This is a genomic window from Bradyrhizobium sp. 186 (assembly GCF_023101685.1).
GTDB lineage: Bacteria > Pseudomonadota > Alphaproteobacteria > Rhizobiales > Xanthobacteraceae > Bradyrhizobium.
Genome location: NZ_CP082164.1, coordinates 9641745 through 9661854, shown reverse-complemented (window position 1 = coordinate 9661854; position 20110 = coordinate 9641745). Strand labels below are relative to the sequence as shown.

The window sequence follows — 20110 nt, the reverse complement described above, 5'->3', positions numbered from 1 at the left end:
CACCGGGTCGGCAGCGAACAGAGAGCACTCCTTTCGTTGCGCTCTGACGGGCGCGCTGCAAGCTGGGGGCGGTTTCGAATGAGGAGGAGGGCGCGATGAAGATCAGAGCCGTATTGGCCGCTGTCGCTGTGGCGACGGCCTGGGCGCTGCATGCGCCACCGGCCGCGGCAAACGAGAAGCTCGGCGCCATCGTTCGCCGGCTTGCCGACGCCTGCGTGGGGACAATCATCCAGAATGGAGCGCTCGAAAAGGTGGTCCGATCTGGCGTGACTGCGACGGTTGTTTGCAGCTGCGCCGCCGAATTCGAGGTCGCGCGCGGAAGCTTCCCGAAAGAAGGCTTCGATGCCTGGTCAGTGCAACCTCAATTCAAAGAGGCGCTGGTGCGCTGTGCGGGCGCTCAGTGAGAAAGTTACGTCATCCAGCGACTCAAAATCCAAGTACCCCGCCACGCCTAACCCACCTTCGAGAAACGAGCCTCCCGCATCGAAGTCATATCGACAAAGCCGCGCAAATCGACAAAACCAAAACACGAGGACCGGTCTGAATGGCCCCCGATAGCTCCGCCGCCGTGATCTCGCTCCGGCAATCGGCTCCAAAAGCGATGACAGCAGCGCAGCGCGCGAAAGCCTACCGCGAGAGGAAGCGGAAGGCGAAGCTTGCGCCCACCGACGCCGAACCGCCGCCCGCCGCCGCGCCCAAGTCCTCCGAGCGGGCCGGAAGCTCCGGCACACCTCTTACCCCATCGCTCGCGGCGCCCCGTCACGCCGTCACGGCGCCTGTGACGGCTCCGCAGGCCGCCCCCGTCACGCCGGCGCCCGTGACGTCCGCTACCCACGAGCCTCACGTCACGCTGTCACGGCGCCAGGTCGTGCCGATCCTGCTCAACGCTGCCGCCTTTTGCCTCGCCGTCGTCGGCGTGACGATCAACGGATGGTTCGCGCGATCGCTCGGGGCCAGCGACGTGGCAGGATGGCTGTTTCTCGCCTTAGGCGTCGCCGCTGATTTGGTTGCCCTGGTAATGCCATCCTGCGCAGCTGGACTTTGGCACGCGCGGCGGCGGGTATCTTCGCTGGTCGGGTGGGTCCTCTGGCTAGTGACGTTCGTGTTTGCCGTCACAGCAGGCCTGGGCTTCGCTTCCACCAATATCAGTGACGCCACGCTTGCCCGTTCGTCACGCGTGACGCCGGCCGTCACCGCCGCGCAGGCGAGTTTGTCGGACGCCATCGCGGCTCGAGATCGTGAGTGCAGGGGTGGTGTGGGGAAGTTTTGCCGCGAGCGTGAAGCGGTAGTAGTGGACCGCCGGCGCGCGCTTGACGCAGCGATGGCAACCGTCGAGCAGATGGCCGATCCTCAAGCGGACGCCGCCATTAGGCTCGCGGCGTGGGTTTCCTTTGGCGCGCTCCGACCATCGTCCGAGGACTTCGCCATGGTCCGTTTGGTTTTGCTGGTGCTGTTGCCGCAAATGGGCGGCCTTTTGATCATGGTTAGCCGCCAAAGTGGGCATCAGCTAATTCGGCAAACAGAACTGCGCCGGTTTGAAGCGGTCTGACCGCAGGATGCCGCTCCCAATCGGAGGGAGCACGACGTCCGATCTGGAACAAACAATCCGCGAGAGGCGCATGCGCTTGGCAAGAGGGCAATTGCCGGGAGGGCAGCGACGAGGCGCACTTCCTGAGGATCAACGCGAGATCCTAGCAGCGTGCTTCGCGTTATGAAGGCGGAGAACGCAAACAGGAAGGTAGCAGCACCTCCGAACGGCAAGCGGCCCGGCGTCGCTAGACCATCGTTGAGGTGACTCGACTCCGGCGGAATTTCCAAAGAGTCCACTCGAAAAACACCGCGGGATTAGAAAAATCCCTGTTCGGCGGCCGACGAGGGTGCGCGAGTGGATGGCGCACCATGTTACAAATCAGTAAGCCGATTGAAAAAGAGTGCGTTAGAACTATCTCTGGCTCAGGCGGCAGCGTGACAAGCCGCTCTTCAACTGACCCGGCCCCGAAGCCGGGTCCCTTTGACATTCCCCGAGACTAGGTCCCGCCTCATTGGCCTCAGAGGCAATGAAGATGGCTGTCCGCACCTACAATCACCAGCGCTGGTCGGAAGACGATGACGAGCTGTTACGTACCATGACGGCGACCGGGAAGAGTCTTACGCTTATGATCGTGAAATTGAAGCGACCGATCGCCTCGATCAGGTCACGCGCGATCGAGCTGGGAATCTGCCTTCCCGGAACTCGCATCGGGCTAAGGCGCAAGCCCAAGCAAACGGCTTGATGCGCGTTCTACAACGAGGCGGGGGCCGCCCTTGGTGATATCGACCCTATCATTGTTGCCGGCCTCTTCATCCCTTGGCGGCCGCCTGGGGCATGTCGAGACCGTCCAGTGAAGCGCCGCCTCTATGCGTTTTTGCTTCTGCGGAACACGTTGCGAGCCTCGAAGTTATGAGACTCGCCAAGTAAGGTAGCTAGACTGTCCCGCCGTCGGCACTCAATACCGCCGGCGGGCTTCGCGGCCGGTCGGCGGGTAAGTTGACGTCGAATCAGGAAACAAGTGGCTCCCGCTGAACGGCTCAACAAACCAGACACCTGGCGGGCCGCCTCTGACTTAAACTCAGATTTTCTGCGCGAAGCTTCCACAACTCCCACAATTTGACAGACAGCGTCTGCCCGTGGCTGCTTCTCTCGATCGACGAGAGGGCGACCGATGTCCGAGCCACCGCTCTACCCGGAATATGAGGTGCTCAAGCGCCTGAAGCTGAGGACCTCCGAGCTCTTCGACCTCCTCAACGTCGGCATCATCGCGCCGGTCGCGCGCCGAAGTCGCGACCCAATGTACTGCGCGGCAACGATCGATGCTCTCGCGACCAGCTATCATCACACGCGGATGGGATGCGCGATCTGGTGGGACTTCGATTTGGGACGGCCCAGCTTTCTTCCCGCGCATGCCGAGTGGTCCCCGCCAGAGGTTCCCTTCTATCCGTTCGACAACGAGGAGCAGCAAGCTTGGGCTCGTCGGGTCTATAAGCTGAAGAAGGCGTGCGCACCTGGCCCGTACCCATATCCCGACCGCCTAGCGCGCTACCGATCGCGCATGGAGGACAAGGCCACCAAGGCGTTTGAGCGAAAGCACGGGATCAAGCGGCCGCGGAAGAGCAGGAAGCTCGTATTCCGTCCGGCCACCGGCCACGTCGAACTCACCAGAGCGGAGCTCCGCGACCTCTTGTGGAGCAAAACAATGACCCGGGCAGGCTCCGACCTCGGAATTTCGGAGTTTGCCCTCCGGCAGCTTTGCAAGCGTCTGCTGATCCCGCTACCGACCCGTGGGCACTTCAATCACAAGGATCCGAAGAAACGGCCGCGGAAGCCGGCGCTCCTGCCGCGGCCCGATGGCGAAGCCGACCGCCAGTGCCGGGATCAGCGCGAGCAGCACCCGCACCGCGAAGAACGCGACGCCGGCGACCACAGCCATGTGATAGCCGGAGATCGGTCAAGCAAAGATTTTATATAGGAAATACAGCGATTTAACGCGCCTCTGCTTCCCAAACCTTTGGCATGGGAAGCAGATGGGAAGCGGCTTTCTAGGCAACCGGCCTCGGCCCGGTAGCTTTTGGCCATGAACTCCAGCCCAGCCTGCTCCTCCAGCATGGTCGCGCCGGCCGCCAGATCCAGGCAGATGCGCTCCATGCGCGCGAGCTCGTCGATGATGCTCTGATGACGCCCCATGGCCGCGGATCAGACTCCCGCATGCACTAAGCCGTCAAGAGTCGCCACCCGGAAATCTCCCAATATCGACTCTGTCGGGCAGGCCGGATGATCTCAAAATGAAATCATCGAAGCCAAAGGAATGGACCGAGCCCGAGCGAAAGAGGCTTTCGGCGATGGCACGTCGGCGCCTCGGCGCGACGGAGATTGCGGCAGTCCTCGGCCGGCATACCGGGTCGGTGAAGCGGATGGCGCGGGAGATGGGATTGCTCCTGAAGAAATAGGTAGCGGCTTTCCCACACCCACGACGCGCAGTAGCTCGCCGACGTTTCGGAGCCCCTAGGCCGAACTTCCCCTTGAGTAGCGACGTAAGCATTTGAGCTGGCGTGTAATTCCAGCGGGCGTGACGGCGCGTCTGCCTACATTATGGGGCGATAGGAATGCCGAGCCGATTGAAGACGTCTTGTTGTAGTGGGGTTGGACTTGTGAGCATAGCGGCCGGGGCGTCCTGACCGATGCGAACGATGTTGCGTGTGAGCGTGGCGAGATCCTGCAACAGCGTTCGAAAGCTGTGCACGGGCCGGCCATCGTGGGTGTGCTTGCGATTAGCCTTGGTTCTGGCCGCGGCCGAGACTCTGGCCTTGGCGACGGGCGAGACGCGCGCGGCGTCGGCGGCCTCGCGGTCGTGATCGTCGAACAGGATCGGGGCCAGCGCGCGGCGCATGTGCCAGACGATGTAATAAGCGAGCATGCAGAGGAAGACGTGGGCGCGCACGCGGCCAGCGAGGCGATGGTGGATCGGGCGCACCTCCAGTTCGACGGTCTTGATGGTGCGGAAGGCGCGTTCGACCTGGGCCAGGCTCTTGTAGGCACGCACCGTGGCGGCGGTGTCGAGGTTCTCGGCCGGCACGTTGGTCCGTAGCACATAGAAGCCGTCGAGCGACGCTTCGTTGGCGATGGCATCCTCGATCCGACTGAAGTCGAACGAAGTGTCGGTGATGGCGAGGTGGAAGTGCTTGGCCATCTTACGCTTGCCCAGCACGGCGCCGACCTTCAGACCGATCTCATCCTCGCCGCGCAAGGGGTTGCGCTGACGCTGCACGGCGGCCTTGACGCGGGCGAGATCCTTCTCGGTCGCCGCCAGCAACTCGCCGCGCTTGCGCCGACGCTCGTCGGCCAGATCCGGGTTGCGGCACACGATCAGGCGCTCGCCGGGGAAGTCGGGGGACGTGATCTCGGCCATATCGCGATCGTCGAACAGCGACAATTGCAGCGGGCCGCCGTCCTCGGCGAGCTTGCGGATCGCCGGCGCCCGCAGAGCGGTGATCCAATCGAGCCCGGCCGGCATCAGATCGGCTTCGATACGGGCGCTGGTGATCATGCCGCGATCGCCGACCAGTACCACACGCGACAGCTTGAAGCGGGCCTTCAGTTTGTCGACTTGCGCGGCCAGCGTGCTCGGGTCGGCGGTGTTACCTTCGAACACCTCCACCGCCACCGGGCAGCCGTCGGCGGCGCACAGCAAGCCGAACACGATCTGCAGCTTGTCGGAACGACCGTCGCGGCTGTAACCATGCCGCGCCAATTCGCAATGTCGCCCCTCCAGATAGCTGGAGGTGAGATCGTAGAGCACCAGCGAGCCGTCATGCAGATGGCGCTTGGCGAGCGTCGCCTCGATCCCCGGTTGGGCCGTGCCGAGCAGGTCGAGCGCTTCGTAAAGCTCGTCCTCGTCGACGGCGCTGAGATCGAGCAGTTCGCCCAGCGAATGCGCCGCCGTCGCCTCGCTGAGCTGGCGCGCCGTGGCCAGCTTGGCGGCCGGTTCGATCACCCGTGCCACGATCAAGGCCAAAGCCAGCCTGGCCAACCGTCTGGGCTTGTCCGGGACAAGGCGATGCAGTCCGAGCTGGCGCGCCATGCCGAGCACCGCGGCCACGTGGCCGTGCGGCAGCGAGCGCTCGATCCGCAGTTGCTCGGCCGGCGAGACCAGCTCCTCGCCTTTCAGGACGCGGCGCAGCGCATCGATCTTCTCATCCGGCCAATGCGACAGGTTGGCCAGCGTGCGCGACTTGATCTTGTCGCCCTCGCGATAGCTCTCGCGCAACAGGATCGCGGGCGGTGAGTTGCGGTTGGGAATGCGGGCGACGAACATGCCGGAATCGAATCACGGAAACCTGCCATTCGCAAGCCAAAAATCATCATTTACATGCCTACAAAATCAGCCCGATCCAAACTTCTCAAATCCTCTCAACGCTCTAACAAAAATCCCGAGGGGAAGTTCGGCCTAGGAATCGATAATTTGCGAGCCGCTTCGGACGCCGCTTTGATGGCGGCATGCCCGCTCTCACCCGCCGCCGCAGCCTTGACGATCCGCACCGCGAGACGTGGCTGATCTACTTCGGCGATGTTCGGGTCGGCTCGATCGGCCGTCGCGCCGGCGTACCGAGGTCGGCGCCGCAGTGGGGTTGGTCGTGCGGTTTCTATCCGGGGACCGACCCCGGCGAGCAGCGCAGCGGTGTCGCCGACACGTTCGACGAGGCCAGGGCGGGCTTCCAAGCTGCATGGCAGGAGCTGGCACCGACGCGCACTGAAGCCCATTACGAGGCATGGCGCCGCCAGCGCGACTGGACGGCATGGAAGGACCGGATGCACGATCTGGCGCTGCCTCTGCCGACCCAGCGGCCGGACGGGATCGCCCGGTGCTTCTGCGGCGAGGTGTTCACCATTCGCACCCTGGACGGCCACGTCCGCGCAGCACACCATCGCACCAACGCCTGAAGCGCTGGCCAGCGCATCGCCTTCGGGTGGCCTTTTTTCGCTCGTATGCGGTGATACGCAAACGACCTCCGCGCGGGGGACGCAGAGGTCGCCAACCTTGGGCAAGGTTTGCTCCCGACGGGGGCTTTTGACTTGGGGTTGTCGGGAGCATTGATTCGACGCGGCATCGGGAAACTTGTTCCGCTTGCCGATCAATAAAACGGCCCCGGCGTTCATTCGCTGGGGCCGCTGCATTGACGACTGGGTTCAGAAGCAAAGCACGGCGGGACTGGGGCGGCGCAGCGAACGAAACGGGCTACGTCCCATGTGGTGCTCAGTTTTGCGTGGATCAGATCATGCCCACAACAATGAACAGCGCCATCTCGACCAGCATAATTGCTCCCGTCAGCGCAGAGATAAGAAAGAAGTCACCCGGGGACAGGAACTTCATGGCTCGCTCCCCATATGCCGAAGAGACGGCCCCTGGATCCGAGGGTAATCAGGGGGCAGGATGCTGGAGCCGTTTCTCGGAGAGCTTGACGCGTTCGTCCGGCGCCAAGGTACTTCCCAAATTAATCCATATTTAAATTTTGTCCACATTTAAATCTGTTTAATTTTTGATTTAATCTTTACTCCTCGCATTAAATAATAACATTATCGAGGGAATCGCTGGTTCTCGTGGAGTTTCTGGCATGCGCCGCTTCCCATCCATCGTGCCTCATGTGGCCGCGGACCAAGACGTCTACCTTGTGCTTGAGGACTTTGGCGACCGGCTCGGACGCGCTTGGTGCGAGACGGCGGAAGAGGACGGCAATCGTGCGACGCTGTTACGGCACCTGATCGAAGGCCGATACATGCATCCCGCTCGCATCGTGGCCTTCAACACGACACAGGGATGGTCGCGCGATGTGACCGCGGATATCGCGGACGAGTTGCGCCGTCGTTTCGTCGAGCTTGAGGAAGTGGCCCCCTCCATGCTGGAATTCCTGGAGAGAGCGGCAAGGCGCGCAGGGACAGGTTCGTAAAATCCAGCCGAAGTGCTTATCTCCGGCTTATGCGCATGAGGTACGAGGTTTGCTTGGCGACCGCCGGCGCCGGTTTGATCTCCTCGTCAGAGAGATCGCGCGAGGCGGCGATGTCCCTGATGCGCTGTCGCATGGCTAGCTTGAATTCTCGCCGGCGTGCCATGGCGTCGCTCTTGGTACGGCGCTGCTTCGGCAAGCCGCATGTCCAATCGGGTGTCAGGCAAACCTGCTGGACGTTCGGCTGATGCGCGCTGCGGCGCTCCGGGAAGGCTATGATGTTGCTCATGCCCGCCCCCCCATGCCGGGCGCCGCGATGGCTTCGGTAATTGTCTTGAGCCACACGTCGAGCCAACCGAACACGACGGTACCGTCGCCGCCCGCATAGCCCTCTTCGAATTCAAACTCGATATCGTACGGCATGTACGTGCCATCATCGCGCATCTGCCTTCGCAGGTATTGGAGCGCGGTAACGATGCCGGCAAAGCTGGTCGGGCCCGTGTTGATCAGTGCGACGCTAGCCTTGTCCAGAGCGTCACGGGCATCGGCGACGGCGTCATCGAGCGCGTCCCGCTGCCTCAACTGCTCTGCGGTCATATTCAGATCCTCGAAGTGAGAACGGACGTCTACCTCGCCGTCTCAGATCACCCTGGCCGCCCGGTGGCGTTCGATCGCAGCAAAAATGGGATCAGCAGTAGCGGTGGCGACGGTCGGCAGTGTGGCCGGCAGCACGGCCATGGCGCCGAGCATGTTGCGGCGGGACAGGCCCTCGGCGGGCTTGCGGGACTCGCTGGTGGGTTGGCCGTTTTCCCGCTGTCCGATAGCGTGTTGGGACGAAAACGAATCCCGGGGCTCCGCTAGGGCGTGCGGCGGGGGATTGATTGCCTGAATTGGGGACGAGTTTAGGGGTGGCGTGCTATGCACGCTGTCGGCCTTGGTCATCTTGAATACCCTTCTAGGATCGAGGTTAGGGCCGGAGAGGAAGCGCCACTTCCCTTCGGCCTGCTATTTTGTTATACAGAAAGTATGAAGAAAGCAAGCGCTGTTAAACAAAAAGTCATGGGGCGTCCCCGGACCGGCACTACCCCGCTTATGGGTTTTCGAGCCGACGCAACTACGCGCGCGGCCATCGTGGAATGGGCCGAAAGCCAGCCAGACAAGCCAACCCTATCCGAAGCCATCCGCCGGCTGGTCGAGCTCGGGCTGAAGACAAGAGGAAAATGTTGATGAGGACTCCGTTGATCCTCGCCGCCGCCATCATTGGCTTTTCGGCATCCGCCTTCGCTCAAACTGCGGTGCCCAAGGCGACCGCAGTGCCCAAGGCTGCCAGCAAACCACACAAGCAGCCCCCGGCCCCGACGGGCTGTAAGCTCGTAGGAACAGTCAAAGGTACCAAACTTTGGGCTGGCGATTGTGCGGCACCGTCAGAGTTCAGGGGCAGCCCACCCGACGCCGGACCCACAGCGCCAGCAGCAGCTCCCGAAGCGCCAAAACAGTAGCGACTGCTGGAGCATCTGCAGGCTGGTCGAGCTCGGGCTCAAGGCGAAGGGGAAATGAGCACTTCTCGTGCAGCGCTACGTCGGGAGACCGCTTCGGCCATACTCATCGACACTGCCGGTCGTTTGCTACTTCAGCAGCGCGACGATATTCTTGGTATTTTGTACCCGGGCATGGTGGGACTTTTCGGCGGTCATCGCGAAGGTAATGAAACCTTTCTGGAGTGCGTTGTCTGGGAGGTGCATGAGGAAGTCAGTTATTTCGTTCCGCCGGAGCAGTTCGAGTACCTCGCAGAAAGGCTTGGTGTTGATCCCGATGTTGAGGGCGGCATTATCCACGGCCAAGTCTTCGTTGCTCGCGACATTCCGTCGGACAAACTAGTGATCACCGAAGGATCCCTTCTGATCGTCAGTCCCGATCAGCTGAGCCGAATAGAGCCAAACCTCGCGCCATCCGCGCGATTGGCCCTCAAAGCACTCGGAAGTTTGGACGCTGCGTAACGAGTTTTGCAAGGTGGTCCGAGTTCCTACACCCACGGACATCATCAGCTAATTTGCGTTAAGAATCCTCCCTTCATGGAGTGGCACGCTCTTTGCCAATTGGACCTCCCCGAGCATGGAGGCGTGCACCGATGGGACAGCGTATTCGTATTCTTAGACGTCCAAGGCCCAGTTTGAAGCATATCGCGCGCGAGCTCGTCAGATTGCTGGACGCGATCGACGAGCTCGAAGACCTGAAAGATAGGGTTCAGGTCGCCGAGGCCACGCGGGTGCTGCATTAGGGCACAGGCCGATCTCGGGGCCTTAAAAATCCCTCCCGGCTGGGGAATCTGCCTTCGTACAGCGCGTGGTTGTTGCGTATGGCTTCCGGCTTCGTCGCTGCGGCGCAACTGCTCCGTACTTTTACCAGCCCGGCGAACGACCTATTGATCTCGCGCGCTGGTTGAGCTTGGATGGCGCTTTAAGAATTGGCCGGGGGGCTGCATTTCATGCGTAATTTGGGAATCGTGGCGCTAAGCGCCGCGCTGGCGGGCTGCGCCTCTTCGGCAGCCGACATCACGCCGGCCTATGTCTCACCGGTCCAATATCAGTCCTACACCTGCCAGCAGCTAGCGCTCGAGGCTCAATCGATCTCGACACGAGCGGCTGCATTGTCCGGAGCACAGGACAGTCAGCGCACGAAAGACGGCGTCGCCACCGCGGCAGCGATCGTCATCTTCTGGCCGGCAGCGTTCTTCGTCGGTGGCGACAAACAAACCGCCGCTGAGTTGGCTCAAATGAAGGGGCAGATGGTGGCCGTCGAGCAAGCCTCGATCGCGAAGAAATGCAACATCCAATTTCAAGGGAAGCCTGACGGCGCCACGCCAAAGTAGGCCCCTTGCGTTTGCCCTCCGGTTGCGGCGCTGCTGGATGGACTCATCCCGGTAACGCCCGGATGTAGCGGCGGGACGACAGTTGCTGGAGATTAGCAAGTACGGGTATAGATTCGCCCAAATAACAGGCAGGGGCCTGTTCGTAACTGACCCCATGCCTGCGTTGTGCGTTGCGTGGTGAAGGCGCTCGGGTGTCGAATGATCGTCATGTGCTCACGCTGATTCGAGAGCGGCACTAACGATTGATTCTGTTCTCGATCTCAGACTGAGCCATGAAAGCCGAAGGACGAATCGCTGCGAACGATCCGCCCTTCAAATTCAAATCTGGACCACGACGTACGTAGTACAGCCCCTTGAACAAATTTGTTGTACTATCCTTAGGAGAAATATCAAGCACGTCATGGTCGTACAGCACAGGACTTACGACTATGAGCAAGGACGACACTAAGCCCACGCAGATCACGATGTTCGATGCCATGAGCCTCTTGGAATTCTCCCAAGACCGGCTGTACGTCAGTTCTTTGGACGTTGCGTACCACTTCGATAAGCTGCACTACAACGTGCTTCGATCCATAGAAGCCCTTGAGTGTTCGGCGGAATTTAGAGCCCTCAATTTTGAGGTCTCCTCCTATCCGACGACCCAAAAAAAGCAAATGCCGATGTTTCGCATGACGCGGGACGGCTTCTCTCTGCTCGTTATGAGCTTCACGGGAGCCAAGGCAGCATATTGGCGTGAACGGTATATCCAGGCCTTCAATCTCATGGAGGCCGAACTACTCAAGCGGCATATCATCCACGCCGAGACCCGCGGACGATCCAAGACTATCCGGATTGCCGCCACCGATTCGTATAAGGAGCACGGGGCCACGGAATGGTTTCACTACACCAACAATACGGATGCGATTTACGAGATCATGTTCGGAGGTACGGCCGCCTATCTGCGGCGCAAGTGCGGACTGCCCCGCAAAGCCAATGTTCGCGACCATCTTACTACCGATCAACTGAACACGATTATCCAAATTGAAGGGGCGATCACGCTGCAGTTGGAAGCGCGCCAAATTACAAATCCGGCCGATCAGCTTCGGGTAGTCCGACACGTGGCGCTGAGCTATCGCAATATTCTTGAGGCCCCGCTTCCCTTGACGGGGAAGCCCATAGCCACACCATCTGTCCTAAATTGATGGGAATTGAGCCCGCCTTAACAGGCGGGCCTTTAGGCCTTCAGCGGCACCACATTGGCCTTCTTCGTCGCCGTCGGGCTGGCGCAGTAGGCCGCCCCCAATCGGCCATCATCCGACCGACTTCCCGCGCGCGGCGCGGTGGTGAGCGGCCGCGAGGGCTTATTCCTGCTCGATCTGGACCGGCTCATGCTCGATCTGCCGCACCGGCTCGGGGCCAATAGTGACCGGCGGCTGGCCGGCATGGTTCTCAACTACAATGACCAGGCCAGGGACCGGTGTGCCTTGGCGGCTGTCCTGCTCCGGGTCGGGCCGAATCCCGATCAGGCCCAGGACGAAGCTCGAGGCGCGGTCCCTGACCATCTCGTTGGGGCTGTCGAGCAAGGCCAGCTTGGTGGAAGCCGCGTGCGGTGCTCCGACAACCAGCCGGCGCATGGTCTTCTGGCGCATGAACTCGGTGACGTGGGGCTTTGAGAGCTCGCGCGACAAGTGCTCCCGGCTAATGCCCACGTGGTCCGCGGCGTCGGTGACGGTCTTCACCGTGTCCGCGAACATGGCGTCGATGGCAGCGCGCACCTTTGCTGAGATACGCTTTGGCTTGTCAGTCATGGGAAATGGTCCTGATGGGCGGCGGGTCGTCGCTCAGATCGATGACGTAGCCGGCGCGCATCTCGATGTTCAGACTGACGCTCGGCTGGGTGGCCGGCTGGATCCCGGCCAGCCCCAGAATGAAAGTCGAGGCCCCGGCGTGCCGAAGGATGCCGACCAATGGGGCTGGCATTTCGGCTTCTGTCCTGGACTCGAGCCAGGCCAGCAACGGTCCGGATCGGCCGAGAGCTTAGATGTAGCGCGCGCCGCGTTCGAGGCCGCGTGGTTGAAACTGCTGCCGGCAATCCGCGACGGCGCCTTCGACGAATGGCGCCGCGATCGCGACTGGCGCGCCGAGATGAGGGACAAGCGCGCCCGCGGCGAGAAGCTCGCCAGCGAGATTCCCAGCTCGATGATGCGCTGCGTTTGCGGCGTCGTGTTCGACAGCTGGAAGCCCGACGAGAGCTATCAGCACCGCATTCACATCTACGCGGCCCAGACCGCCGGCGGCGCTGTCCGATGAAGCACGTCGAACAGCGCCCTACGCCGACCCGGTGGCCGCCGCGCGCAAGCTCGTCGAGCTGGCGGCGAGCATCGAGGCAGTCCAGGACGGCCGTATCCACATCGAGAAGATCAACGCGCTGTTTTTGTTCACGCTCGGCGGCAAGGGCAGCGAGTTCGGCGCTGGTCTGCGGTTCGCGATTGAGCGCGGCTGGATCGAGCTGCACGAAAGCGGAACCTATGTGCGGCTGCTAACGCCAGGTGAGGATCTGCTGGCCCAAGAACCCGCCGGCACCGGCCGATTTTAGGAACGCATTCCCCTTTACGGGAATGCTGAGCGATGCCGCGCTATTATTTCGATCTGCATGAGGGGGATTGGACAGCCGTTGATGAAGAGGGACTCGAACTTTCGGGCATGCACGCAGTGCAAGCCGAAGCCGCCAAGTCTCTGGCGGATATGGCCCGAGAAGCGGTGCACCGCGCCGCGCGCACAGCTGGGCATTGCATGGCGATGACGGTCAGGGACGAAGCCGGCCCGCTGATGCAGGGGTCAAGTTCACCTTCGAAGTCGAGAAAGTTACACATTGAGGCCGCCTCACCTCAGCAAGATTGGCAACTAGGCCCAAGTTCACTTTTGTGCATAATCCGGCGCAATGCCTGAGACCGATGCCGATAGGTTCCGTAAGGAAGCCGAGGAATGTCGCGAGCTGGCCGCCCAGACCATGAGCGCGCTGGACAAGGAAACTTGGCTGCGCCTTTCCGAGGAATGGCTGAAACTTGCCCAGGCAGCGAACAACCGCGCTCGCGCTAGAAGCCCTTTGCGGGAGTAAGGCCGCCTCGGTTGGCGCCGTCCACTCGGCAGTGGGGCATCTGACAGGAACGACTCTTCAACCGAGCAGTTGAGAAAACTGGTCTGTGGCGCGATGCCTGGAGCCGTCTCGGTTCGCGCCATCTACCCGGGAACGGCCCATGGTCCGACGCGCGTTTGGCGATGGGCCGGTTCTCGCTCCAGCGGCTTACTTCGGGGGTTGCAGACCGGGCAGGTCAGCCAATCGCTCAGATGCGCGCCGGTCTCAGCTAAGCGCGCCTTCCTGAGAAGGCGCTCGCGCTCAGCACCAGCGGGGAGCTGCGCCGCTTGTTCTTTGAGCTGGGTGGCCTGCTCGCCCAATCGTTCTTCAAGGGACCGGTTCTGCTTCACCTGCGGCGTCGCTGAGACATGGAGTTATTCCTTGTGCCATTAACGACAACTCCAAAACCGAAAAAGGTAAGTTCAGTTCCCGCGTCGAAACGAAATTTGGCCTCTCGGGTGAGTGAGGAATCTGCTGGCGCGCCAGTAGGAACCGTGGCGCCGGGCGCCGCTTATTCCGCCGCCAGCACGCCGCCGAGCTGGCGGAGCGGCCCCGGTCTACCCCCAGCCTCCCTGAAGCCGGGGCCGTCTCTCCGCCATTGTGATTTCGGAATAAGCGTATGCCGGCACGAGCGCCTCCGCGCAGATGAGCGAGCACCTGCGCGCGGCTCACCGGCCCGTGCTCCTCATCTCCAATCGGTTAGTCGCGAGTGAATCCAGCGCAAAGCCAGCCGAGCATCCACAAGCTAAGGAATGCTGTCGCGGCAAGGCCGATACCTCATTTCTGAGGTGGTTCAGCAGCACCGCCATCTGGCGACGCTGCATCTCTAAACCACCCGGTGATCACGAAGCCTAAGGCTGCCAGCAAGACACGCCGTTATTCCGATCTAGCGCTCAAGTGAGAACAAGTCGTCACGAGCAGCATGGTTCGGCTACATTGCCAATCGGATCCCAGCATTGGTTCAAACACTTGGCGAGGATTGCCGATTGCCATAGTGGTACCAGCCGCCGCCAGAACAACGGCTGTCAGTGCGAGCATTCGAGAGGTCGTCCAACTAAACTTCATGGCGCTTCCCTCCAGTTAAAGCGCGGACACTAGACTTGGCGGTACCTGCCGCTTGTGAACTACTTCACACGGTCTTTCCCAACGTCATCACACGTGCGTGCCTCGGCCGGCCTCGGCGCCGCAAGGATAGGCCAGGCTGAGCCCGGCGTTAGATGTCGTCGATCGGAATGCGACAGACTTTCTTTCCCATCTCATCAACAACAGATATCGAACAGTTGCGCCCAACCAGATGGGGCCGCGAAGTGCGCAACGAGCGCGCTAGTTTGATCGCCTCGATCTGGGCAACGGTTTCGTCCAGCAGGTCGCGCTCGCCGTGATCAGAGACGATGCTGGTATCAATTAGGTTGAAATGGAATTTCGGCATTGGGAGAGTATCGCGGCAAAATTGTTGCGCGGAGGCTGTTTCGGCTGCCTAAAAAGGATGCGGTCAACCCGCTCGGCAAGGAAACCTGGCTCCGCCTTGCTGTCGAGTGGCAAAAGCTCGCAGACGAAGCTGAGAATCGCATGAGGTATAAAAGCCCCTTGCGTAAGTATGGTCGCCGGATTGCTTTGCGTCACCTCCTAAGGAATGATTGCCCGCTATAGGAGCAGGTCATGCCCGCGTACCTCGTCAGAACGATCGAAGAGCATGACTTGGTGGGCGTATTCTACGCTTCGAATCCACTTGAGCTCGCATTCCTGATCGACGAAGTCCTAGATCCAGATCGTTGCGAGTACCGAAAGCTGAGTCGAGGGGGCGTGATCTGGGAGGGGCCAGCCGTGCAAATCCCCTTGCCTTCCAGCAACGACGACGACGATGCTTCAAGCAACGATATCCCGTGGAAAGAGGCGCGGTTCACTGAACTTTGGGGTTACGACGCGCTGTACAAAAAAGCTCGCTGGAGAAAAATCGAATATACGGTGGAGGATCTCTACGGCATTGATCCCGAAACGCCCGACCCAGAGCGTCCACCCCGTCCGACTACAAGCCCATCGCGACTGCCAGGCAAAGTGCTACCCTTCAGGCGACGCCTGTAAATATGGGGTGGGTATCGGCGAACATGGCGAGGGTCAAACGCGCAGATTCTCCGCGCTGCTCTTGCCGCGCTTCCGATCCATTTGGACTTCAAAAGAGACCTTCTGGCCCTCAGCCAAGCCCGATAAGCCGGCGCGCTCCACTGCGCTAATATGCACGAAAACGTCCTGGCCTCCGTCATCGGGCTGGATGAAACCGAATCCTTTGGTCGCGTTGAACCACTTCACAATGCCTGTCGCCACGTCCGCCTCCCGCTTGAACAACGACAACAGCCTAGGTCGAGCGCGTTGGGGCTGACAAGCAAAAACCCCAGCGCGCGAACGCTGGGGTGTTTTCGAAGCAATTAGTTGGTCTAAGCAATGAGCGAACGATAACGGGCGATGTCCGATGGGTTTGTGAAGTAGTTCACAGATCGGAACAGAAAAGCCCACTACCGTGTCCGAGAGCGCTGGGCGTCGTCCCTTCGGGGATTTCTTGTTTTCGTCATTTGAGTCCCGCCAGAATTAGAAGGCCGGGATTTAACGCCCGGCCAGGGGAATGCCGACGTCGCGTAGCGATGATATTCCGCTCCAGCGACGTCTTGGAATGTTGCCTCGGGGGCCGCCTCACCCCATGAAGCAAAAAGAGAATTAATTAATATCCGTCACAGGAAGACGAGGATGATCGACGACCAGTTGGCGCGTGCACATCGCAACAATATTCAGCGCTATCGCCACCTATTGCAAACCAGCTTGACAGAGTTCGAGCGCCAGTTTGTCGAAAGGCGCTTGAACGAAGAGCGATCGAAGCTGGAGATGCTGGTCAGCTCGCTCTCAAACGAGGTGCACCGCGACCAATCAGGTGGCCCGGATAGCCACCTAAGCCAAATCGCCTGACGGGTGGCAGGGGTATGAGACATATGCCCGTCAGCGTGAACCGGCGGGCTATCCAGCGTGATGAGCGGAGCCTAGCCTGGGCACGGCACCTGTTCCAAGTGACATTGCCACATGATTCTCATTTTTTCGTCGGGATCAATTGAGCGACCTATTTTCATAGTTTGAGAGGAAAGTATTCATGGCAAAGGAAAATTGCTTGATTGTTCACGCCGCTGGGAAACAGTTGGATCTGCTGCGCGGCGAAGCCTCTCGCATTGCAAAAGGGAGCAAGGTCGACTGGTGGATCGATCGTGCAGACGTCGGCACGCGCTTTTGCTTTGAAGACGTGAAGGCAAAAGAGGCCTTCGCGATTACCTGCGACAGCTTCGGCATTCCGTGCCGAGACGGCTAGCCGGAGCACCGCGGGAAATCGCTCAACCACTTGCGCTCGCCCTTCGGTTGCGGTTGGATCATGGTTTTAGGACTATTGATCCAATGGCCATCCAATTGATTGTGGCGAAGGTTCTCAGAGACGAGCTTGCTTTGCGGGGCATTCGATCCTTAACCGCGGAAGAGTCGGAGGCGATTGCTGCTCGCATCTTTGAGCGGATCACTGAGCTCGAGTTGGAGCTTGCCGCCCGGGATTTCAACATCCCCACGAGCGGCGACGACAGACCAACGTGACGAGCCGGGTGTATGTCCGTTTACGATCCACTACGAAGGGAGCTGGAGAGCACGAGGGAGCGAACCATCCGGCTCACATTCTCGGAAATTGAAGACATTCTCGGAAGGCCACTGCCGGTTTCTGCCTACAAGTTCAGTGCGTGGTGGGGAAATGAGAGCTCGCGCAAAGCTGGTCACACACAAGCCATGGCGTGGTTGGACGCTGGGTTCGCGGCTAGGGTTTCGCTGAAGCAGCGATCGGTCGAATTTCACCGGCCCTAAGGGCTTACCGTACTCCGCGGCCGACTTAGACCTTTTGACGAAGGGTCGCGGCCGCCTGCGCGCAAACTGTTCTTGCCCTCGCGCAATGGTTGCGCTTGCATAGCGCCTTTCGATGGGGGGATTTAGCATGCGCATTTTTGTGATGGCGGCCGCCTGCGCCACACTGACTGGCTGCATGACAGCCGGCGAGACGGTTTCGTTCAAGGCGTCTAATCCGCAGCAACAAGCGCTCATGCGGGACGGGCAACCTGCCCTGGTATCCCGACAGAAAAGCTCTGTGGTGCTCGTTCGACCGGCATCCCGTCAGCTCCAAGCGAACGGCCGTCCTGTGTTCGTAGTCGGCATCAACAATCTTGGCCGACAGCCTGTGGAGTTTCGGGTCGGACAAGTAGAGGCGGTCCAACACGCCGCTGGGTCCGACTTTGAAATGAAGATCGTGACCTACGAGATGCTCGTTCAAGAGGAAAAGAACCGCCAGGTCGCGGCTGCACTTCTGACAGGCGTCGCCGCCGGCGCCAACGCTTACAGCGCGTCCCGGGCCGGCTACGGGAGCTATACGACTCCGAATGGCCGAACCAGTACATTCTACAGCCCGACCGCCGCGGCGATCGCGCAAGGTAACGCCGCAGCTCAGAACGAAGCGATGATTTCTGCGACGATCGAAACAGGTCAGCGCAACATGGCCGTGCTCGAGCAAGCGGTGATCAAAGACAACACGCTCTTGCCCGGCGAGTGGTACGGAGGCCAATTGCACCTCGCTCCGCCGACCGACCAGGGCGGAGCTCAAAAGAGCTATACGATCGTGATCACTGTAGGGCCCGACCGCCACGTAATCGATGTGGCTCAAGGGCCCCCTGGCGTGTAGCCGGCTCGGTTTAGCGATGCCTTTGCCCTCGAGTCAAATCGGGGGATGTTCCGGCGTCGCATCTGGTTTCGGATCTTTGATCCGGGTTAGCCTTTGCACTACCACCGCGGTGCGTGGGAGCCTTCGCCGAAGGATTGCAAAGTCCAATGCTTGAGAACGACCTGACCTTAGCCGCTATGGCCGAGGTATTGGCAAGATCGAACGACTATCGCGTCCTTCGACGTTTGGCGCGTAGAGAGATTTTTACTCCGTCCAATGGAGCGTCGACTAGAACCGGCATCCTTATCGACGTCGAAACTACAGGTCTGGATCAACAGAAGGACGAAGTCATCGAACTCGGGATGGTCAAGTTCGACTACTTGGCCGACGGTCGCATCGTTGGCGTCAGAGATGTATTCTCCTCGTTCAATGAGCCATCGGCACCAATACCGTCGGAAGTCACCGCCCTCACCGGCATCACGGACGGAATGGTCGCTGGTTCTCGGATCGACGGGAACGTCGTGTCATCGTTCGTCGAGGATGCCGTCATCGTTATCGCTCATAACGCTGGGTTTGACCGCAAATTCGCGGAACGCTACTGGCCAGTCTTCCAACGCAAGGCATGGGGATGCTCTGCAACAGAGATCGAGTGGCGGAAGCACGGCTTCGAAGGTTCGCGGCTGGGTTACCTGTTGAATGGCGCTGGCTTCTTTCACCAAGCCCATAGGGCGGTCGACGATTGTCATGCTCTGCTTGAGATACTAGACTTCCAACTATCGACTGGGTCCCCGGCACTAGCTGTGCTGCTCGAACAGGCTCGCAAGAAAAAGATGCGCGTTTGGGCGGAGCAATCGCCCTTTGATCTCAAGGACGCTCTCAAGCGGCGAGGCTATCGATGGAGCGATGGCAGCGATGGACGGCCGCGGTCCTGGTTCATCGACGTGGAGGAGAGCCAGCTTGACGCGGAAATCGCGTTTCTCAGGGCTGAAATCTATCTCCGCGATATCGAGCCTCGCCTGCAGGTTCTGACGGCATTCGACCGGTTTTCAATCAGATCGTAACAACATGGGCAGGTGCTCGCTTTGGCAAAGCCGGAGATCCCGCTAATGCGACTTGGGTTATTCGCGGCTGTCACTCTTGCCTTCTTAGCGCTCATTGTCCCCACCTTGGCCGCCATCGATCCGGCGACAGGACCTAGGTACATGGGTCACACGTCAGCAGGTCTCGACCAATGGCAGAGGATCGAATTCAGATCAGAACGGCTCTTCGTCCGAAAGGCGGCCCAAATCAAGGTTGCTATCCAGACTCGAGGCCCGAGCATGCAAGGCCTCATCCGTATCCCCGGCGCGCCAGCCTCCAACTTTGACACTGGCAAAGGGCTGACCGCGGTCGACCTCATCAATGTCGGCGACGAAACCAAGGGCTATGCGGAGATCGTCGCATTGGAGATCGCGTTCACGCATACGACGCCGGGCCAGTTCTACCAAGTCTTCGCAGTCGATTATGGCAGAGGAAACTAGGATCGCCGAGCGATGATTGTGACTCAGGTCCAAGACCAAGCGATTGCGGCGCGAATGGCACTCATGGTCGGTGCAGAGAGGTTTGATCGGCTCTTTCGTGCTGTTCGATTCGACGAAGTGGATGGCGATATCCTCTACGTCTATGCCCGAGACGAGGATGCCGCGGCAGAGATGGAAGACGAGTTCGCGTTACATATCTCGATTATCGCCTCGAAAATCCTGGCCCGACAAATCAACATAGTCTTGGTTCTGCCGCGCCAACTCATGAACTCTGATCGATAGCTGTCCACAGCGCCCTGCGGGAACAGGTGGACAAAGCCGACTCCCCGCATTTGCGAATCCCTGCCCTGTGTTAAGCGCCGGAACGATAAGCTTGGGCGGAGATTCATCCCGCGTCAGTGGAGTTC

29 protein-coding genes are annotated in these 20110 nt (G+C 60.3%); 21 read left to right on the top strand and 8 right to left on the bottom strand.

The genetic code is table 11. From position 1 onward, the window contains the following. Positions 1–95: 95 nt before the first annotated feature. The 4 genes from IVB18_RS46180 (at position 96) to IVB18_RS46165 (ending at position 3984) form a co-directional block, all read left to right on the top strand. Entirely contained in the window at positions 96–404 is a 309-nt protein-coding gene (locus IVB18_RS46180) for a hypothetical protein (protein WP_247986690.1), read from the top strand. Positions 405–544: 140 nt separating this feature from the next. Beyond that, positions 545–1549: a hypothetical protein gene (locus IVB18_RS46175; RefSeq protein WP_247986689.1), complete on the top strand. Its 1005-nt coding sequence runs from the start codon at positions 545–547 to the stop codon at positions 1547–1549. Positions 1550–2702: 1153 nt separating this feature from the next. Next, a complete protein-coding gene (locus IVB18_RS46170; protein WP_247986688.1) occupies positions 2703–3506 on the top strand; it encodes a hypothetical protein in 804 nt (267 codons plus the stop codon). Positions 3507–3819: 313 nt separating this feature from the next. Further along, positions 3820–3984: a hypothetical protein gene (locus IVB18_RS46165; protein ID WP_247986687.1), complete on the top strand. Its 165-nt coding sequence runs from the start codon at positions 3820–3822 to the stop codon at positions 3982–3984. Between the two features lie 140 nt (positions 3985–4124). On the opposite strand, the gene IVB18_RS46160 is transcribed toward IVB18_RS46165, so the two are convergent. Then, a complete protein-coding gene (locus tag IVB18_RS46160; protein WP_247983724.1) occupies positions 4125–5849 on the bottom strand; it encodes an IS1634 family transposase in 1725 nt (574 codons plus the stop codon). Between the two features lie 182 nt (positions 5850–6031). Between IVB18_RS46160 and IVB18_RS46155 the strand changes: the two genes are divergently transcribed. Both IVB18_RS46155 and IVB18_RS46150 read left to right on the top strand, forming a co-directional pair. Next, positions 6032–6475 (top strand): hypothetical protein, encoded by a 444-nt coding sequence (locus tag IVB18_RS46155; protein ID WP_247986686.1) that lies wholly within the window; start codon positions 6032–6034, stop codon positions 6473–6475. A gap of 671 nt (positions 6476–7146) precedes the next feature. Beyond that, entirely contained in the window at positions 7147–7479 is a 333-nt protein-coding gene (locus IVB18_RS46150; RefSeq protein ID WP_247986685.1) for a hypothetical protein, read from the top strand. A gap of 16 nt (positions 7480–7495) precedes the next feature. Here the strand turns inward: IVB18_RS46150 and IVB18_RS46145 are convergent, their stop codons facing one another. Genes IVB18_RS46145 through IVB18_RS46135 form a run of 3 tightly spaced genes read right to left on the bottom strand, consistent with a single transcriptional unit; the run spans position 7496 to position 8418 of the window. Beyond that, positions 7496–7765 carry a hypothetical protein gene (locus IVB18_RS46145; protein ID WP_247986684.1) on the bottom strand — a complete coding sequence of 90 codons (270 nt, stop codon included), beginning with the start codon at positions 7763–7765 and terminating at the stop codon, positions 7496–7498. After that, on the bottom strand, positions 7762–8073 hold the full coding sequence (locus tag IVB18_RS46140; RefSeq protein WP_247986683.1) for a hypothetical protein: 312 nt from the start codon (positions 8071–8073) through the stop codon (positions 7762–7764). Before IVB18_RS46140 ends, IVB18_RS46145 begins: the two co-directional genes overlap by 4 nt. Positions 8074–8115: 42 nt before the next feature. Further along, complete coding sequence (locus IVB18_RS46135) at positions 8116–8418, bottom strand: hypothetical protein (protein ID WP_247986682.1); 303 nt, start codon at positions 8416–8418, stop codon at positions 8116–8118. A 611-nt stretch (positions 8419–9029) separates the two neighbouring features. Between IVB18_RS46135 and IVB18_RS46130 the strand changes: the two genes are divergently transcribed. The 4 genes from IVB18_RS46130 (at position 9030) to IVB18_RS46115 (ending at position 11526) form a co-directional block, all read left to right on the top strand. Next, the gene (locus IVB18_RS46130; protein WP_247986681.1) at positions 9030–9473 is read left to right on the top strand and encodes an NUDIX domain-containing protein; all 444 of its coding nucleotides are present in this window, start codon (positions 9030–9032) and stop codon (positions 9471–9473) included. A gap of 131 nt (positions 9474–9604) precedes the next feature. Continuing rightward, positions 9605–9754: a hypothetical protein gene (locus IVB18_RS46125; RefSeq protein ID WP_247986680.1), complete on the top strand. Its 150-nt coding sequence runs from the start codon at positions 9605–9607 to the stop codon at positions 9752–9754. A gap of 186 nt (positions 9755–9940) precedes the next feature. After that, a complete protein-coding gene (locus tag IVB18_RS46120) occupies positions 9941–10345 on the top strand; it encodes a hypothetical protein (RefSeq protein ID WP_247986679.1) in 405 nt (134 codons plus the stop codon). Between the two features lie 428 nt (positions 10346–10773). Next, positions 10774–11526, top strand: a complete 753-nt coding sequence (locus IVB18_RS46115) for a Rha family transcriptional regulator (RefSeq protein ID WP_247986678.1) — start codon at positions 10774–10776, stop codon at positions 11524–11526. Between the two features lie 159 nt (positions 11527–11685). Here the strand turns inward: IVB18_RS46115 and IVB18_RS46110 are convergent, their stop codons facing one another. Together IVB18_RS46110 and IVB18_RS46105 are read right to left on the bottom strand one after the other, a co-directional pair. After that, positions 11686–12132, bottom strand: a complete 447-nt coding sequence (locus IVB18_RS46110; RefSeq protein WP_247986677.1) for a hypothetical protein — start codon at positions 12130–12132, stop codon at positions 11686–11688. Further along, positions 12125–12340 carry a hypothetical protein gene (locus IVB18_RS46105; protein WP_247986676.1) on the bottom strand — a complete coding sequence of 72 codons (216 nt, stop codon included), beginning with the start codon at positions 12338–12340 and terminating at the stop codon, positions 12125–12127. The genes IVB18_RS46110 and IVB18_RS46105 overlap by 8 nt, the downstream gene beginning before the upstream one ends. Positions 12341–12397: 57 nt before the next feature. On the opposite strand from IVB18_RS46105, the gene IVB18_RS46100 reads away from it, so the two are divergent. Genes IVB18_RS46100 through IVB18_RS46090 form a run of 3 tightly spaced genes read left to right on the top strand, consistent with a single transcriptional unit; the run spans position 12398 to position 13273 of the window. After that, positions 12398–12634 carry a hypothetical protein gene (locus IVB18_RS46100; RefSeq protein WP_247986675.1) on the top strand — a complete coding sequence of 79 codons (237 nt, stop codon included), beginning with the start codon at positions 12398–12400 and terminating at the stop codon, positions 12632–12634. Positions 12635–12665: 31 nt separating this feature from the next. Next, on the top strand, positions 12666–12920 hold the full coding sequence (locus IVB18_RS46095) for a hypothetical protein (protein ID WP_247986674.1): 255 nt from the start codon (positions 12666–12668) through the stop codon (positions 12918–12920). A 32-nt stretch (positions 12921–12952) separates the two neighbouring features. Then, positions 12953–13273 carry a hypothetical protein gene (locus tag IVB18_RS46090; protein WP_346732601.1) on the top strand — a complete coding sequence of 107 codons (321 nt, stop codon included), beginning with the start codon at positions 12953–12955 and terminating at the stop codon, positions 13271–13273. A gap of 1400 nt (positions 13274–14673) precedes the next feature. Here the strand turns inward: IVB18_RS46090 and IVB18_RS46080 are convergent. Continuing rightward, positions 14674–14889 carry a hypothetical protein gene (locus IVB18_RS46080; RefSeq protein WP_247986672.1) on the bottom strand — a complete coding sequence of 72 codons (216 nt, stop codon included), beginning with the start codon at positions 14887–14889 and terminating at the stop codon, positions 14674–14676. 230 nt (positions 14890–15119) lie between these two features. On the opposite strand from IVB18_RS46080, the gene IVB18_RS46075 reads away from it, so the two are divergent. Further along, a complete protein-coding gene (locus tag IVB18_RS46075) occupies positions 15120–15542 on the top strand; it encodes a hypothetical protein (RefSeq protein WP_247986671.1) in 423 nt (140 codons plus the stop codon). A 33-nt stretch (positions 15543–15575) separates the two neighbouring features. On the opposite strand, the gene IVB18_RS46070 is transcribed toward IVB18_RS46075, so the two are convergent. Beyond that, positions 15576–15782 (bottom strand): cold-shock protein, encoded by a 207-nt coding sequence (locus IVB18_RS46070; RefSeq protein WP_247986670.1) that lies wholly within the window; start codon positions 15780–15782, stop codon positions 15576–15578. A 417-nt stretch (positions 15783–16199) separates the two neighbouring features. Here IVB18_RS46070 and IVB18_RS46065 point away from each other — a divergent pair, with 417 nt between their 5' ends. The 7 genes from IVB18_RS46065 (at position 16200) to IVB18_RS46035 (ending at position 19985) form a co-directional block, all read left to right on the top strand. Further along, complete coding sequence (locus IVB18_RS46065) at positions 16200–16415, top strand: hypothetical protein (protein WP_247986669.1); 216 nt, start codon at positions 16200–16202, stop codon at positions 16413–16415. A gap of 178 nt (positions 16416–16593) precedes the next feature. After that, positions 16594–16806: a hypothetical protein gene (locus IVB18_RS46060; RefSeq protein ID WP_247986668.1), complete on the top strand. Its 213-nt coding sequence runs from the start codon at positions 16594–16596 to the stop codon at positions 16804–16806. An 83-nt stretch (positions 16807–16889) separates the two neighbouring features. Next, on the top strand, positions 16890–17078 hold the full coding sequence (locus IVB18_RS46055) for a hypothetical protein (RefSeq protein ID WP_247986667.1): 189 nt from the start codon (positions 16890–16892) through the stop codon (positions 17076–17078). A gap of 388 nt (positions 17079–17466) precedes the next feature. Further along, positions 17467–18204, top strand: coding sequence for a hypothetical protein (locus tag IVB18_RS46050; RefSeq protein ID WP_247986666.1), 738 nt, complete (start codon positions 17467–17469; stop codon positions 18202–18204). Between the two features lie 146 nt (positions 18205–18350). Continuing rightward, complete coding sequence (locus IVB18_RS46045; RefSeq protein WP_247986665.1) at positions 18351–19244, top strand: 3'-5' exonuclease; 894 nt, start codon at positions 18351–18353, stop codon at positions 19242–19244. A 258-nt stretch (positions 19245–19502) separates the two neighbouring features. Then, entirely contained in the window at positions 19503–19703 is a 201-nt protein-coding gene (locus tag IVB18_RS46040; RefSeq protein ID WP_247986664.1) for a hypothetical protein, read from the top strand. A gap of 12 nt (positions 19704–19715) precedes the next feature. Continuing rightward, positions 19716–19985, top strand: coding sequence for a hypothetical protein (locus IVB18_RS46035; RefSeq protein ID WP_247986663.1), 270 nt, complete (start codon positions 19716–19718; stop codon positions 19983–19985). Positions 19986–20110: the final 125 nt, after the last annotated feature.

What these genes read in the sequence shown, in the direction of transcription:
- IVB18_RS46180 (WP_247986690.1), top strand. Translation starts at nt 96, where the DNA reads ATGAAGATCAGAGCCGTATTGGCCGCTGTCGCTGTGGCGACGGCCTGG.
- IVB18_RS46175 (WP_247986689.1), top strand. Translation starts at nt 545, where the DNA reads ATGGCCCCCGATAGCTCCGCCGCCGTGATCTCGCTCCGGCAATCGGCT.
- IVB18_RS46170 (WP_247986688.1), top strand. Translation starts at nt 2,703, where the DNA reads ATGTCCGAGCCACCGCTCTACCCGGAATATGAGGTGCTCAAGCGCCTG.
- IVB18_RS46165 (WP_247986687.1), top strand. Translation starts at nt 3,820, where the DNA reads ATGAAATCATCGAAGCCAAAGGAATGGACCGAGCCCGAGCGAAAGAGG.
- IVB18_RS46160 (WP_247983724.1), bottom strand. Translation starts at nt 5,849, where the DNA reads ATGTTCGTCGCCCGCATTCCCAACCGCAACTCACCGCCCGCGATCCTG.
- IVB18_RS46155 (WP_247986686.1), top strand. Translation starts at nt 6,032, where the DNA reads ATGCCCGCTCTCACCCGCCGCCGCAGCCTTGACGATCCGCACCGCGAG.
- IVB18_RS46150 (WP_247986685.1), top strand. Translation starts at nt 7,147, where the DNA reads ATGCGCCGCTTCCCATCCATCGTGCCTCATGTGGCCGCGGACCAAGAC.
- IVB18_RS46145 (WP_247986684.1), bottom strand. Translation starts at nt 7,765, where the DNA reads ATGAGCAACATCATAGCCTTCCCGGAGCGCCGCAGCGCGCATCAGCCG.
- IVB18_RS46140 (WP_247986683.1), bottom strand. Translation starts at nt 8,073, where the DNA reads ATGACCGCAGAGCAGTTGAGGCAGCGGGACGCGCTCGATGACGCCGTC.
- IVB18_RS46135 (WP_247986682.1), bottom strand. Translation starts at nt 8,418, where the DNA reads ATGACCAAGGCCGACAGCGTGCATAGCACGCCACCCCTAAACTCGTCC.
- IVB18_RS46130 (WP_247986681.1), top strand. Translation starts at nt 9,030, where the DNA reads ATGAGCACTTCTCGTGCAGCGCTACGTCGGGAGACCGCTTCGGCCATA.
- IVB18_RS46125 (WP_247986680.1), top strand. Translation starts at nt 9,605, where the DNA reads ATGGGACAGCGTATTCGTATTCTTAGACGTCCAAGGCCCAGTTTGAAG.
- IVB18_RS46115 (WP_247986678.1), top strand. Translation starts at nt 10,774, where the DNA reads ATGAGCAAGGACGACACTAAGCCCACGCAGATCACGATGTTCGATGCC.
- IVB18_RS46110 (WP_247986677.1), bottom strand. Translation starts at nt 12,132, where the DNA reads ATGACTGACAAGCCAAAGCGTATCTCAGCAAAGGTGCGCGCTGCCATC.
- IVB18_RS46090 (WP_346732601.1), top strand. Translation starts at nt 12,953, where the DNA reads ATGCCGCGCTATTATTTCGATCTGCATGAGGGGGATTGGACAGCCGTT.
- IVB18_RS46080 (WP_247986672.1), bottom strand. Translation starts at nt 14,889, where the DNA reads ATGCCGAAATTCCATTTCAACCTAATTGATACCAGCATCGTCTCTGAT.
- IVB18_RS46075 (WP_247986671.1), top strand. Translation starts at nt 15,120, where the DNA reads ATGCCCGCGTACCTCGTCAGAACGATCGAAGAGCATGACTTGGTGGGC.
- IVB18_RS46065 (WP_247986669.1), top strand. Translation starts at nt 16,200, where the DNA reads ATGATCGACGACCAGTTGGCGCGTGCACATCGCAACAATATTCAGCGC.
- IVB18_RS46060 (WP_247986668.1), top strand. Translation starts at nt 16,594, where the DNA reads ATGGCAAAGGAAAATTGCTTGATTGTTCACGCCGCTGGGAAACAGTTG.
- IVB18_RS46055 (WP_247986667.1), top strand. Translation starts at nt 16,890, where the DNA reads ATGGCCATCCAATTGATTGTGGCGAAGGTTCTCAGAGACGAGCTTGCT.
- IVB18_RS46050 (WP_247986666.1), top strand. Translation starts at nt 17,467, where the DNA reads ATGCGCATTTTTGTGATGGCGGCCGCCTGCGCCACACTGACTGGCTGC.
- IVB18_RS46045 (WP_247986665.1), top strand. Translation starts at nt 18,351, where the DNA reads ATGCTTGAGAACGACCTGACCTTAGCCGCTATGGCCGAGGTATTGGCA.
- IVB18_RS46040 (WP_247986664.1), top strand. Translation starts at nt 19,503, where the DNA reads ATGCAAGGCCTCATCCGTATCCCCGGCGCGCCAGCCTCCAACTTTGAC.
- IVB18_RS46035 (WP_247986663.1), top strand. Translation starts at nt 19,716, where the DNA reads ATGATTGTGACTCAGGTCCAAGACCAAGCGATTGCGGCGCGAATGGCA.